The following is a 12,869-nucleotide window of genomic DNA, read 5'->3' as shown; positions in this document are numbered from 1 at the left end:
ACCTGGAACAGAGAACCTTGCAGACCATCGACAACCCGTTCGGCACGAGGTTGTCACCCATGTCTTAGGTACATTCTGTTACCCATGTCTCCGGGTCGTACCCAGGAGCCAATGGTGGGCCCGGAGGGTATTCAGAAAGCCATAAAAATCAATTGGTAAGAGATCAGTGGGACTTCAGAGCATTCAAATCTTTTCCAATATTTTTCAATGTTGTTGTCCCACTCAGAAGTGCCTCAGTCCACCAAGCCGACGCACTGAACGCCTCACTCGGAAGGGAGGTTTGCGCAAGGTGAAAGGAAGATCGCGTCGGTGTGCAGCCTTCCTGAGAAAGGTCGCGGTAGAGCCAACTGCTGACGCTCAGCGCGAAGACATCAATGTCCTGTTATGGGGCCGTCAGAGGACCGGCCGCTTCTCGCGCCCAGAAAGCGATAGCAGACATGCAATAGGTGGTACAAAAGTCTCTAGTGTGACCCTTTCGAGACATTTGCGTGCGGCATTTGCGTCTCGAAAGGGGTTCTTCAGTGCTACCAGCACCAACGACCGTCTGCGGTCGTTCAGAACACGGGTTACCGTCTCTAAACCGGATATTGGACCGGGCAGCCGCCGGAAATTGATCGAATGGAGGTGATCGCCTGTCAGGAGGCGTTCAAAAACGACCTACGACCGCGATCTTCATCGCGGCCGTTTTCATGGTGTCATTCCCGGCTATGCTGACAAGTTCTTTATGATCGGCAGCTTGCGGATCGTCTTGCCCGTCGCCGCCCGTAGCGCGTTGGCGACGGCCGGGCCGATCGGCGGCACACCGGGCTCGCCAACGCCCGTGGGCGGCTCGTCGGACGGCATAATGTGCACCTCGACGCGCGGCATCTGCTCGATCCTGAGCGGCGTATAGGTGTCGTAGTTCTCTTGGTCTATGACACCGCCCGTCAGGGTCAGCTCCTCCTGGAGGATCGCGCCTAGCCCGAAGCCGATACCGCCCTCCATCTGAGCGCGGATCTGGTCAGGATTTATCGCGGTGCCGCAATCTACCGCGCAGACGACGCGGTCGACTTTGAAATCATTTGCATCGTTGAAGGTGATCTCCACCACCTCGGCGACATAGGTCGAGAGGCTTTCATGCAGGGCCACGCCGCGGAAACGGCCTTCCGGCAGAGGCTTGTCCCAGCCTGCCTTCTCAGCAGCCAATTTCAGCACGCCGGCATGCCGTGGATGGTGACCGAGCATCGACAAGCGGAAATCGACCGGATCACGGTTCGCAGCGGCGGCGAGCTCATCAATCAGGGTTTCCATTGCGTAAGCGGTGTGGGTGGAGCCTACCGAACGCCACCACAGCACTGGGATGTTCACGTCCGTCGTGGTCAGCTCGACCTTCAGGTTCGGGATCGCATAGGGCAGGTTGGTGGCGCCCTCCACGGAGGTCGGATCGATGCCGTTCTCGATCATCGCCGCAAAGGGCGAACCGCCCGCGATCGATTGGCCCACGATGTGGTCATGGAGAGCGACGACATTGCCTTCCTTGTCGAGCCCCGCCTTGACTGCGTGCACATAGACCGGCCGGTACCGCCCACCCCGCATGTCGTTCTCGCGGGTCCACTGCACCTTCACTGGCTTGCCGGGTCCCAGTGCACGCGCTGTGGAAACAGCTTCGATAATGAGATCTGCGTCCGAGACCGCTCGGCGGCCGAAGCTGCCGCCGGTCTTCATCACGTGCAGCCTCACCTTGTCCGGCGTGGTGCCGCCTACTTGAGCGGCAGCCGCCTGATAAAGATCGGGCATCTGGTGTCCGCCCCAGACGTCGATGGTGCCGTCTTCGTTGATTCGGGCGGCCGCGTTGAGTGGCTCGATCGAAGCATGGACAAGATAGGGGAATTCGTAGTGCCCTTGGATGACTTTCTCAGCACTGGCCAACGCTGCGGGAGTGTTACCGTCGTCGCGCGCGGTGGCCGCGCCCGGATCGTCTGCTGCCTTAGTGTATTCGGCCATGATCTCGGCCGTGCCGCGCCTTTCGGCCTTCTCTTCGTTCCAGGTCACCTCCACGAGATCGCGGCCCTTGAGCGCCGTCCACATGTCCCTGCCGACCACGGCAATGCCGCGCGGCGTCTGGACGACATCGACAATGCCGTCGAGTGCCTTGGCCTTGGAGGCGTCGAAGCTCTCGATCTCAGCGCCGAACTTCGGCGGATGGATCATAACGGCCGTATTGAGTCCATCTATCTTGAGGTCGATCGTGTAGGTCTGCGCGCCATTGGTCTTGCCGGCGGAATCGTAGCGCTTGAGGCTGTCCGATCCGATCTGGGCCCACTTGTCGCGCGGCTTTAGCGGCACGTCGTCGGGAACCGGCATTCCCGCTGCGGCTTTAGCCAGGTCACCGAAGCGCGCCTGCATCCCTGAGGCGTGCGACACGACCCCGGAAGCGACTGTGATCTCGCCGGCTGGCACGTCCCACCGCTGCGCCGCGGCCGCCACCAGCATGGCCCGTGCGGCAGCACCCGCCTTGCGGTAGCGCTCCCACGACGAGCTCATCGACGTGGAGCCACCGGTTCCCTGCGCGGCCCCGCCCCAGGCGAGATTGCCGTAGAGCGCGGTATTGCCATATCCGCCGACCACGTGGACCTGCGCCCAGGCGCCGTCGAGCTCTTCCATAACCAGGGTGGCGATGCCGAAATAGGAGCCTTGTCCCATCTCGAACTGCGACGAGTGGATGACGATTCGGTTCTCCGGTGTGATCTCGACATAGGTCTGGAAGGGGTTCGCCTGGACCGCTGCAGGCGTCGTTTGTGCGTTGGCGGGCGCGGCCATCATTAGCCGGTAGCCCACGGCGAAGCCCGCGGTGGTGACGGCCGTGCCGAGGAGGAACTGGCGCCGCGTGGGCCCCACGGCATTATGCTTCGGGAGAAACTGCAACATGCCTCAAGTCTCCAGCCGGTTGGCGGTCTCGTGGATGGCCGCGCGGATGCGATGATAGGTGGCGCAGCGGCAGAGATTGCCGCTCATCGCCGAATCAATATCATCGTCCGTCGGCTTCGGCGTCTCTGTCAGGAGGGCCACGGCCGACATGATCTGGCCAGACTGGCAATAGCCGCATTGAGGTACGTCGAACTCGGCCCACACGGCCTGGACCGTTTCGCCGATCTTGCCCGACACGCCCTCAATGGTGGTGATCGAGGCTCCTTCGATGTCGCCGACTGCGGTCTGGCACGAGCGCGTCGGCATGCCGTTAACGTGAACCGTGCAAGCGCCGCACTGGGCAAGGCCGCAACCGAATTTCGTTCCTGTGAGTCCGATGCCGTCACGGATCGCCCAGAGCAGCGGCATCTCTGGATCGACGTCGAGTGTTCGCGCCTCGCCATTGAGGGTAAAAGCGACCATGGCTTGCTCTCCTTGTCCTGAGCTGGCTATCTCGTTGCGCCTCCGCCCGGCTAGGAACCGGACTCTTCTTGCTGAGGCATAGCGACCACAGACTAGGATCGCGCAGCTCGAGCAACAAGCCGCTAGCTGGCAATCGCGAGATCGTGAAGTGGCTCGTGTCGAAAGGCTGGAGGCAACTGAATGTCATTTTTGGGCCCACCGGCCGGTCAGTTTCCGGCTCGATGACCTGGTTGGCAGTCATTCCGCTTCTAAGCCTAAACCCCAGACATGAACTGTAGCAGCATCATAAAAGACGACATCAAGCGGCGATTTTTCGTTGCGCTGCACCGCTAGCTCGTTCGCGTGGTTCATGATCCGCTGGTTATCCGCGGATGCTGGTTCACCATAGGTGCCAGAAACTTGCCACGCGCTATGCGGTTAAGGATGTGGTCGTCATTCGTAGCGAGCGAATGGCCGAAAATGAAGAAGCAATGGCTGGCGGTCTTCCCATTCGCGGTGAACTGCTTGAAGCCTTGGTACAGGTAGGCATTGTGACGGATCTTCGCCTTCTTCTGGGCGCTGGTGGGCTGATGAAGGGCGGCTTAGGGTCATGATTCCCGCTGCAATGACCGATGAGTCACAGACGCTGCATTTCGCGCTAGACCGCAACTGCGGTATTCTCGATCATACGCTCAGCCATCCTATTCGCACCTCGTTGCCGCCGTTCGCCGCACCTATCGATCGGAGGCCTTCCAGCCTCGCGATAGCCGCGCTATGTGGCTGCACACAACCTGATGACGAACAGGAGCAAGATTGGACATAGAAGCCAGCACAAGATCGCCCTCCCCCTGTCCTTGCTCGTTTTCATGCGAAAACAATCGAACTGAGTGCTGCGGGGATAGCGAGGTCGATTTGGCCCACTTCAGAGCGAAGTCGGCCATAAGCCATTGATATAATTTTGGTGGGCCCTGAGGGTGCTTGGAAAGTCAGAAATATCAAAGGCTATTCGACAGTGGGACTGTGTTGCGTTACTATGCTCTCCGGTCTTTTCCGGTTGATTTGTCCCACCCCTGATGCCGATTGCGGTCATTCGCCGCTGCCTTGGTCAATTCCCGATTCCACAAGCATCCGGTCCTGAGTGGGCAGACGGGCTTCCTAGTGGTAATTAGTCAGCGACACGTTGACCGTTCTCGTCACGCGGGTGAAATCTACGTTCGACCATATACGTCGTCGAAGCGAACGATATCATCCTCGCCGAGATAATCGCCGCTCTGCACTTCAATGATCACCAGGTCAATTCTGCCTGGGTTCTCCAGCCGATGCTTATGGCCGCAGGGGATGTAGGCTGATTCGTTTGTCGCCAGGAACAACTCCTGCTCGCCATTGACGATTTTCGCGGAGCCGCTGACCACGACCCAGTGCTCCGAACGATGATAGTGCATCTGCAGGCTCAGCCGCCGACCGGGCTTCACCTCGATGCGTTTGATCTTGAAGCGCTCGCCTTCCTCAAGAACCGTGTAGGTACCCCACGGCCGGTGTACCGTGCTATGGACCAGGTGAGCTTCATGTCCTGAAGCCTTGAGGCCCTCGAACAGCTTCTTGACGTCCTGAACGCGGTCGCGGGATGCGACAAGCAAAGCGTCCGGGGAATCGACGATCACCAGATCGCTGACGCCGACCGTGCCGATGACGCGCTTGTCGGAGCTCACATAGCTGCCGGTCGTGTCGACCATATGCACATCGCCGCGTATCCTGTTCCCGCTTTCGTCGGGGGCGATCAAATCGGCCATTGCGTTCCAGGATCCGATGTCGTTCCAATCCATGTCGCAGGCAACCACGGCAAGTTTGTTCGTCTTCTCCATGACAGCGTAGTCGAGCGAGATTCGCGGGGCGGAGCCGAAATGCTCAGGCGCGAGTTCGATCTTGGCAAAGCCTTCGCCTTGACTGAAGCGGCCGTTCTCGTAGCTGTCGGAGACGGCCTGGATCACCGCGGGGCAATGCGATGCCATCTCGTCGAGCATGGTTTGTGCGCTAAAGCAGAAAATGCCGGCGTTCCAAAAGAAGCGCTTGGACGCGACATAGGCTTTGGCTGTGTCCAGATCCGGTTTTTCAACGAAACGGACGACTTTCTCACCATCCGCTTCGATATAGCCGAATGCCGTGTCCGGTCTGGTTGGGGTGATGCCCAATGTGGCGATCCGCCCGAGCTTCGCATGTTCGATGGCCCGGCACATGACGTCTAAAAATGCAGGCAGGTTGCCAACCATGTGATCGGCTGGGAAGACGCATAGAATCGCGTCAGGGCCTTGCGTCGCCTTGGCATGGATGGCGGCTGCCGCAACGGCTGCGGCCGTATCCCGGCCTTCAGGCTCGAGCAGAAAGGTGCGTGGCAGGACCACGGACTCTAGTTCGTCGAAGTCGTCCTTGGTAAGGAAGAGGTGTTCCCCAGATGTCACGGCGACGAGTTCCACTACGCCCTTTATCGAACCGGCGCGCAACACAGTGTGCTGCATCAGTGAATGCCCGTCTGCCACTTTGAGGAAAGGTTTAGGGTGCGATTGCCTTGAGGCGGGCCATAGCCGCGATCCGGCTCCGCCGCTGATGATGACGGGAACCACTTTCATATAACAACCTCGATTTCGTCTCTGGAGTGATTGCCCGCGCCCTTTCGAGCGTTAGCGTCACGATCGCCGTCGCTCTGGCTTGGTCTGCGGCCTCCGAGTAACAGCGAAGTTCTGGCGCGTTGCCGAACGGCCTCAGATGACGACGCTATCGGTATCGTACGACGCTTCCATGGCCTCGATGAGAAATGGACATTCAACTATGTCTGTTGGTTGCATCCGCCGAATTGTGCAGGTGACGGGTCTTAACTGAGACCAGAGATTCTTTGGCTGTCTTCTATCAAAATCAAACGACTTGGCTCCTTCAGATCGAACTCAATTACGCGTGGTACGAAAAGGCGTGCATATCGTGTAAAGGCGCTCGTCGGAGGAAACCGAATTACAGTATCGCAGCGCCCGAGAAGATACATCTCAACGAGGGCGGAAATTGCGCCGTCCATCCCAAGTGCTGCAGTGTGTAAGGGGCCGTCTTGATCGGATCGGAAATGCTTGGGGACGGTGAGAAGATCGGGAAACCTGGCCGACAGGTGATCCAGGATTTGCGCGCTGTCCGTGCACAAGAACAGCCGCACAGGCTTGGGGTGCGGTAACGCTTTAGCCTTATCAACCGCAGTGCACACTTGTCGAACGGCGAACTCCGGATCGGCCCAGTAGGGCGCATGGTCCATGATGTCTTCACCGTTACCATGTCGAACATGAACCCCGATGATGCTGTGCCCCTCAAAACATTCTTGGTAAATGGCATTTATGCGTGTTTGAATTTCAGACCGAGGCTTGACACTCTGGAAGACCTGCCGCTCGGCATCCTCATCGCAGCGCCACATCAAGCAAGCGTCACACACTACTGTGTTCGCTTCGACATCGTGTTCGGCCTGAAAGAGCTCGCCCAACTCGTCGCGCTCTTGGAAAATCTGCTCATCTGGGCGGTAAAGGCAGTCGATCGCTGGCCTATTCCACCACTCCGGGAAGAATGGACCCGGGAAGGAAAAGTCGTTGATCCGGTCGTCGCAAATAGCCGGTACGCCAGCGATGTCATTGATCGGTTCGAAGAACACCGGAAAGGCATTTGTGAAGGGTTGGTCGAGATAGCAGGACCCGCGCCAGTCGACGGCTAGCGTTCGTCCCGACCGCTGAGCGTAGCGCCAAGCGGCCGCCAGCGACCATAGACAATCACCGAACCCCGTACGCCTCTGAGAGACGACGAACCTGCGCTTTACCAATCCACTGACCTGCATTTTCGGAAATTTCGTTTCAGAGACGAGGTTGCATCTGGCTTGGGATCTCTTAATCGATACTAGTCGACCGTTACGCCGGGCGATTTGGTAGAGGCTGCGCGTGGGGCAGAAGAGCTCCCTCTGCACTGCCTATCCTTATCTCTGTGACGCTCGCAAATCTTGACGCCGGGTACTCCCGCTTCCGGTTAAATTCAGCGTTCTCTAATGCGCCGGGCGACATCTGTAAAATTGATTGCGTGGATGTGGCCCATCCATGTGTTGGATACTAAGGCATTCCTTGACGATGGGCCTCTGCTGACGCGAGGCCGCGCTTTGCTAAGCGAAACAGCCGTTCGAGGCAGTCCACAAAGTCCCTTTTTCAAGTCCAATTCTTAACTGCCTCAACGTAACATGTCATTTGCGGGCGTTTCCTGAAGGACGGATGTGCAGGACCCGCCAGCCGTCGAATGTCAGGCGCAGGCCATCCACGTCATTTATGGCCATCATGGCGTCCGGTCCCATCGAAAGATGCGACACAGCGCCCTCTGACGCTTTCAAGTGCGCCAACATGGCGCAACTCGTGTCGACCGGATAGCTTTCGATCCGGCCGGACTGAGCGACTGGCACGCGATGCTGTGCGACGACGGCCGAGAGAGGAATTTTGGCGTCTGCAGCCATGTGGAGGATCGTTCCGACGGTTCTGCGGGTTCTCGGTGTCGGAGCCGACACCTGTGCGAACCCGCTCTCGTCCGTTTTCGACAGGCCCTTGAGGTTCATGACCCTGTTGTTCGCCGAGATCACCCGCCAGTTCAGCGATCCAGGTGAAGATCGGCACGCCTGTCGATGCGGCGATCATCGCCTCGGCCAGCGAAGATGATGAAGAGGGCCATTGGGTCAAGTACAAGCGCCGACCAGCGTTTCATTGCTTCAAAGCCCATTTCGGTGCCTACGCCGATACGGCCCTTGTCGAGGAGATCGCCGTCACGGCGCCCACACCGAGGACGGCAACGCCGTTCCTGATGCTCTGCCCGACAATCCCGGCGAAGTGTTTGCCGACAGCGCCTACCGAGGCAATCATCTCGGCGACGCGGTGCGCGCCAAGGGTGGAAGGCCGCGCATCGTCGCAACCGCTGTGGGGGCGCGACGAGGCCGAAAGCTCGACGCCTGGAACCAACCGATCCACAGAATTTGTACTCGGATCGAGAAGATCTTCGGCACCTGTAGCCGGATGCGATGGCGAGGGCTGGCAAAGGCGGCCGTTCAAATTCGCCGCACTGCGATCGCCTACAGTATGAAACACAGTTTGATGGTCGCCTCGTCCCCCCATCGTTGAAGCCCAGCTACCGTTTTCGGGCTAGCGCGCCCGAAATTCCTTGGAGGTCAATACGTAATGCCCTACCCGGCTTTTCGCCGCCGTCTCAAATGTGCGGTTCGCCCAAAGCCCCCGACTGCCACGAACTTTGTCTTCGCGCGGAGCGAAACCTCGCGCCCACGACTTTGTGCCGCCGATGTGCCGCGCTGCCCTGTCAAACAATCCATTTTATGGATGCACCTCATCCAAACAATCGATTTCACTGATCAAAACAATTTCCATTAGAAGACGCTGAAGCAGGCAATGATTAAGATTACTTGGTTAGCGCAAGAGAGCGGTAAGGTGGAGTTGTCGGCTTGGACCCACATGCCCGCCATTTTATCTGGGAATGGCTACGTGCCCTGTTGGCGCAGGGCAAGACGATTCTACTGGCCACCGACTTCGTGGAAGAAGCGGAGCGGCTATGCAACCGACCTGCGTGCTTGAGAACGGACGTGCGTCCTCACTCGCTGATTGATGAGCAAATCGGGTGCGACGTGATTGAAATCTATGTCGCTCACCCCGTGAGCTGAGTTCGGCACTCAGGCCGCATGTGCGACTTAGGCAGGTTAGCGGCGAGACTCTGTTTTGCTATGCCTCCAAGCAGGAGCAGGTGTGCTCGCTGGCTGACACTGTCAATGACGAGCTCCGCGCCGCATCTGTCGAAATCCTACCATAGGGTATGGGGCGGGCCGCAGTTTGCTGGCGGTGTGGCGAGCCGGAGTCGAAACTTCAACTATAATAGAGCAGGAAGAAAATGGGCGAGAACAGGAAAGTTGCTCTGGTTACGGGCATAACGGGACAGGATGGTGCCTATCTTACCCGTCTTCTGCTGGAAAAAGGCTACGTCGTTCATGGGATTAAGCGACGTTCCTCTTCCTTCAACACGGGTCGCATCGAAGACATCTACCAAGACCCGCACGATCCCGATCCGCGCCTAATTTTGCATTACGGTGACCTCACTGATGCGACTAATCTCATCCGAGTAGTTCAGGAATCCCAGCCAGACGAGATTTACAACTTGGCCGCTCAGAGCCATGTCCAGGTGTCGTTCGAAACGCCGGAATACACAGCAAACGCCGACGGTATCGGAACATTGCGACTTCTTGAGGCGATCCGCCTCCTCGGTCTGAAGGACAAGACCCGCTTCTATCAGGCCTCGACTTCAGAGCTCTACGGCCTCGTGCAATCCGTACCGCAGAACGAAACAACGCCCTTTTATCCGCGCAGCCCTTACGCCGCCGCCAAGCTCTACGCCTACTGGATCGTGGTCAACTATCGCGAGGCCTATGGTATCCATGCTTCCAACGGCATTCTCTTCAATCATGAAAGCCCACTGCGCGGCGAAACTTTTGTGACGCGCAAGATCACCCGCGCCGCCGCTGCTATCTACCTCGGCAAGCAGGACAAGCTTTATCTCGGCAATCTGGATGCTCAACGCGATTGGGGCCATGCGCGTGAGTACGTGCGTGGTATGTGGATGATGATGCAGCAGGATCAACCGGATGATTACGTGCTGGCGACGGGCAAGACGACCCCTGTCCGCCAATTCGTCGAATGGGTTTTCGAAGATGTCGGCGTCGCGCTCGAATGGCGTGGTGAGGGAGTCGACGAAAAGGGCTATGATGTCGAGACCGGCAGATGCCTAGTCCAGGTAGACCCACGCTACTTCCGCCCCACGGAAGTCGATCTTCTCCTGGGCGATGCCACCAAGGCGAAGGAGAAGCTCGGCTGGGTGCATGAGACATCCGTGCGCGAGCTCGCCGCGGAAATGGTGCGGGAAGACCTCAAGGTCATGCAGACATCGGTAATCATGAAGGAAGCATAATATACGATCTGAAGGGAAAAGCCGTGTGGGTCGCGGGCCACAAGCATGGTGGGCAGCGCTGTTGTAGGCCGCCTCGCGTCTGAAGACTGCAAAGTTATGGCCGCCCTGACGTTTCCCCCAATTCTATCCAGTCGTGAGTTCGTTTCCGGGGGTGGATTTGCCCTGATGGCCGGTGGACGCGACGGGTGCTGGCGCGGAGCGTTTCACGTTGCGCAGCGCGAGCGACCGTCGCGGGTTGAAGGTCGATGCACATTCGTTGGGTGTCTGCCATCCGATGTGCGAGTGCGGACGCGCGCCGTTGTAATCGGCGCGCCATACATTGAGCCTCGCGCGGGCCTGGGCCAGGGACGTGAACCGCGTCTCGTTGAGGAGTTCATCGCGAAGGGGGCCGTTGAAGCTCTCGCGTTAGGGTCCTAGCCAACCTCCGACTGTGAACTCGCGGAAGCGATTTACGGCAAGCGCACACAGCAGCTCGTCCACGGCGTTCGTACATGAAGTTTGGAAACTTATAATACTGGTACACACCTCCATGGGGGAACATTATCTCCAATATCTCAGCGATTACCGGATAGCTATCTGCCTTCACCTACCTCGGCCTAGTGCAGAATCTTGGCCGAATGAACTCGGCGCTCTTGCTGCACACCAATGGTCCGTCCCGCGCGAAGTGCGATCATACCGCCGCAGCTTACCTTCAATCCGGCACTGGCGAGGATCTAGATCCAAGCCGACGGCGCCGGGCATCAAATAAAAAGCCGCCGACCGAAGCCAGCGGGCTTGATTGGGATGGCCCGCGCGGACGGTCAAGGCTGCGCCGGCCGACCATGGCGGAGGGACCACCTCGGTCAACGGCACGGCCCGATGACGGCGTGCCGATGTACCACAACATACGGCGAGATAGAGCCTTCCGGCGTCGCGGAAAAAAAGCCCGCCGGTTTTGAGCCAGCGGGCAAGTTCTGGAGTGGCTGAGATCAACCCAGCATCAGTCAACGACCGGCGGAAGGGTTGGTTGCAGTGGATGCCAGCTAGCCGCAGCATGCTGTGAATCGTAGCAAAGTGAAAAACAAAACTCTGGACTTCGAGGTCGGACTCGCCCCAATATTTGTTTGGGGGATTCACATGAAAATTGGAGCACTCATCGCAAGTGCAGCCCTGTGCGTCAGCGGCTGCTCTACGACCGCTGTCGTGTCGGACAGCGATCTCACGGCAATGAATACCGTTGCGCTATGTCACGTTCTCGCCAGCAGCACGGACGAACAGTATCGTAGCAGGGTAGCGGCCCTTCTAGTGCGCAGGGGCGCAACAGCAGAGAGGTGCACCAGGCTTGTGCAAACCGACAATGCTGTCGCGACAGGCATAGCGATCGCGGCTGTCGGCGGCGCAGCTGTGGGTGTCGCTGCCAACAACGGCTATGGAGGCGGAACATATTACCGGCCACCGCCACCACAAACCTATGGCGTCGCGTGGGACCAATTCTATGGCCAGAACTACAGCGTTATCTGGCGCTGCCGCGACCGGTCCACCGGGCGGTTCGTTGACGATTACTATTGCGCCGGCCTGCCCATGGTCGACAGCGCATGGCCGGGCTGGTCGGCGTAGCGGATGAGCAGGCCATACCGCAAATATCGATCCAATCGGTGGCAGAGACCCACCGGTGCCAAGCTGTGGCGGCGCCAACTTGCGAGCGTGCCGGCAATGCTCGGTCTTACGGCAGCGGCGGCGGTGGCCGCCTTCCTGGCGCCGTCGGGCGCGCAACGTAGCGACGATGCATCAAAGGCCAGCCCACAAAGGGCGGCGCCCGCCTCGCTTACCGGTGTCGCTTCCGTCATTGACGGCGATACGATCGAAATCCACGGCCAGCGCGTCCGCTTCAACGGCATCGACGCGCCAGAGGGCCGGCAGCTGTGCCGCGATGCGAATGGCGCCGAGTATCCTTGCGGCCGGCGATCGGCCGAAGCGCTGGACACTTTCCTGGCCGCGTCGAGGCCGCTCGAATGCACATTCGTGACGTGGGACCGCTACCACCGCTTTGTCGGCGATTGTCGGCGCGCCGACGGCGCGGGCGTGGCCGCCTGGATGGTCAAGCACGGCCAGGCGCTGGATTGGCCTCACTACAGCCAGGGCGCCTATGGGGGGCAGCAGGCGCAAGCCCAAGCCTCAAAGATCGGCCTGTGGGCCGGGACGTTTCAGGCACCCTGGGAATGGCGCGCTGCGCACGCCGACGGCGCGGCGCCGTCGAGTCGCCCGCTGGGCATCATCAGCCGTAAGCTGGTCGCGCAGAGCGGCTATTCTTGCGAGCCGCGGAGAACGTGCAAGCAGATCGGTTCCTGCGACGAAGCCAACTGGTACCTGCAAAACTGCTCATGGGGCGGAAAACTCGATCGCGACAAGGATGGGATCGCATGCGAAACACTCTGCTAGCTGAAATGTAACGGAGTAAGCGCGCTACGGCCTGTTCGGCTTTCCGCTTACACCGATCCAACGAAAACCATGCATGGGCGACGCGGTCT

Annotated in this window: 9 protein-coding genes and 2 pseudogenes; 4 read left to right on the top strand and 7 right to left on the bottom strand. The window is 59.2% G+C overall.

Annotated elements, in window-relative coordinates:
• Positions 1-705 precede the first annotated feature (705 nt).
• From NKH78_RS30910 to NKH78_RS30885, 6 genes are all read right to left on the bottom strand, one after another.
• A complete protein-coding gene (locus NKH78_RS30910) occupies positions 706-2,907 on the bottom strand; it encodes a xanthine dehydrogenase family protein molybdopterin-binding subunit (protein ID WP_352474459.1) in 2,202 nt (733 codons plus the stop codon).
• A 3-nt stretch (positions 2,908-2,910) separates the two neighbouring features.
• Positions 2,911-3,369, bottom strand: a complete 459-nt coding sequence (locus NKH78_RS30905; RefSeq protein WP_352467057.1) for a (2Fe-2S)-binding protein — start codon at positions 3,367-3,369, stop codon at positions 2,911-2,913.
• Positions 3,370-3,716: 347 nt separating this feature from the next.
• Positions 3,717-3,890: a hypothetical protein gene (locus NKH78_RS30900; protein ID WP_352474479.1), complete on the bottom strand. Its 174-nt coding sequence runs from the start codon at positions 3,888-3,890 to the stop codon at positions 3,717-3,719.
• Positions 3,891-4,556: 666 nt separating this feature from the next.
• On the bottom strand, positions 4,557-5,972 hold the full coding sequence (locus NKH78_RS30895; protein WP_031212902.1) for a mannose-1-phosphate guanylyltransferase/mannose-6-phosphate isomerase: 1,416 nt from the start codon (positions 5,970-5,972) through the stop codon (positions 4,557-4,559).
• A 242-nt stretch (positions 5,973-6,214) separates the two neighbouring features.
• Positions 6,215-7,204 carry a nodulation protein NodZ gene (locus tag NKH78_RS30890; RefSeq protein ID WP_023680057.1) on the bottom strand — a complete coding sequence of 330 codons (990 nt, stop codon included), beginning with the start codon at positions 7,202-7,204 and terminating at the stop codon, positions 6,215-6,217.
• A gap of 393 nt (positions 7,205-7,597) precedes the next feature.
• On the bottom strand, positions 7,598-7,960 hold the full coding sequence (locus NKH78_RS30885) for a hypothetical protein (protein WP_156937465.1): 363 nt from the start codon (positions 7,958-7,960) through the stop codon (positions 7,598-7,600).
• An 888-nt stretch (positions 7,961-8,848) separates the two neighbouring features.
• Between NKH78_RS30885 and NKH78_RS30880 the strand changes: the two are divergent.
• Together NKH78_RS30880 and gmd are read left to right on the top strand one after the other, a co-directional pair.
• A pseudogene (locus NKH78_RS30880) lies at positions 8,849-9,150 on the top strand (nodulation factor ABC transporter ATP-binding protein NodI); the annotation flags it as partial.
• 141 nt (positions 9,151-9,291) lie between these two features.
• Positions 9,292-10,362: a GDP-mannose 4,6-dehydratase gene (gene gmd / locus NKH78_RS30875; RefSeq protein WP_352474458.1), complete on the top strand. Its 1,071-nt coding sequence runs from the start codon at positions 9,292-9,294 to the stop codon at positions 10,360-10,362.
• A 123-nt stretch (positions 10,363-10,485) separates the two neighbouring features.
• On the opposite strand, the pseudogene NKH78_RS30870 reads toward gmd, so the two are convergent.
• Positions 10,486-10,764: pseudogene (locus NKH78_RS30870) on the bottom strand (integrase core domain-containing protein); the annotation flags it as partial.
• 921 nt (positions 10,765-11,685) lie between these two features.
• On the opposite strand from NKH78_RS30870, the gene NKH78_RS30865 reads away from it, so the two are divergent.
• Together NKH78_RS30865 and NKH78_RS30860 are read left to right on the top strand one after the other, a co-directional pair.
• Positions 11,686-11,958, top strand: coding sequence for a hypothetical protein (locus tag NKH78_RS30865; RefSeq protein WP_352467052.1), 273 nt, complete (start codon positions 11,686-11,688; stop codon positions 11,956-11,958).
• Positions 11,959-12,081: 123 nt separating this feature from the next.
• Positions 12,082-12,780, top strand: a complete 699-nt coding sequence (locus NKH78_RS30860) for a thermonuclease family protein (RefSeq protein ID WP_352467051.1) — start codon at positions 12,082-12,084, stop codon at positions 12,778-12,780.
• The last annotated feature ends 89 nt before the right edge of the window (positions 12,781-12,869 follow it).

Origin of the sequence: Mesorhizobium sp. M0910 (assembly GCF_040319465.1) — a bacterium.
In the GTDB taxonomy this organism is placed as follows: Bacteria; Pseudomonadota; Alphaproteobacteria; order Rhizobiales; family Rhizobiaceae; genus Mesorhizobium.
Note: the sequence above shows the minus strand (reverse complement) of the source record. Positions and strands in the feature narration are given on the sequence as shown.

Excerpts from the sequence above, each read along its gene's own strand:
- NKH78_RS30910 (WP_352474459.1), bottom strand. The coding sequence starts at position 2,907 with ATGTTGCAGTTTCTCCCGAAGCATAATGCCGTGGGGCCCACGCGGCGC.
- NKH78_RS30885 (WP_156937465.1), bottom strand. The coding sequence starts at position 7,960 with ATGAACCTCAAGGGCCTGTCGAAAACGGACGAGAGCGGGTTCGCACAG.
- NKH78_RS30905 (WP_352467057.1), bottom strand. The coding sequence starts at position 3,369 with ATGGTCGCTTTTACCCTCAATGGCGAGGCGCGAACACTCGACGTCGAT.
- NKH78_RS30890 (WP_023680057.1), bottom strand. The coding sequence starts at position 7,204 with ATGCAGGTCAGTGGATTGGTAAAGCGCAGGTTCGTCGTCTCTCAGAGG.
- NKH78_RS30895 (WP_031212902.1), bottom strand. The coding sequence starts at position 5,972 with ATGAAAGTGGTTCCCGTCATCATCAGCGGCGGAGCCGGATCGCGGCTA.
- gmd (WP_352474458.1), top strand. The coding sequence starts at position 9,292 with ATGGGCGAGAACAGGAAAGTTGCTCTGGTTACGGGCATAACGGGACAG.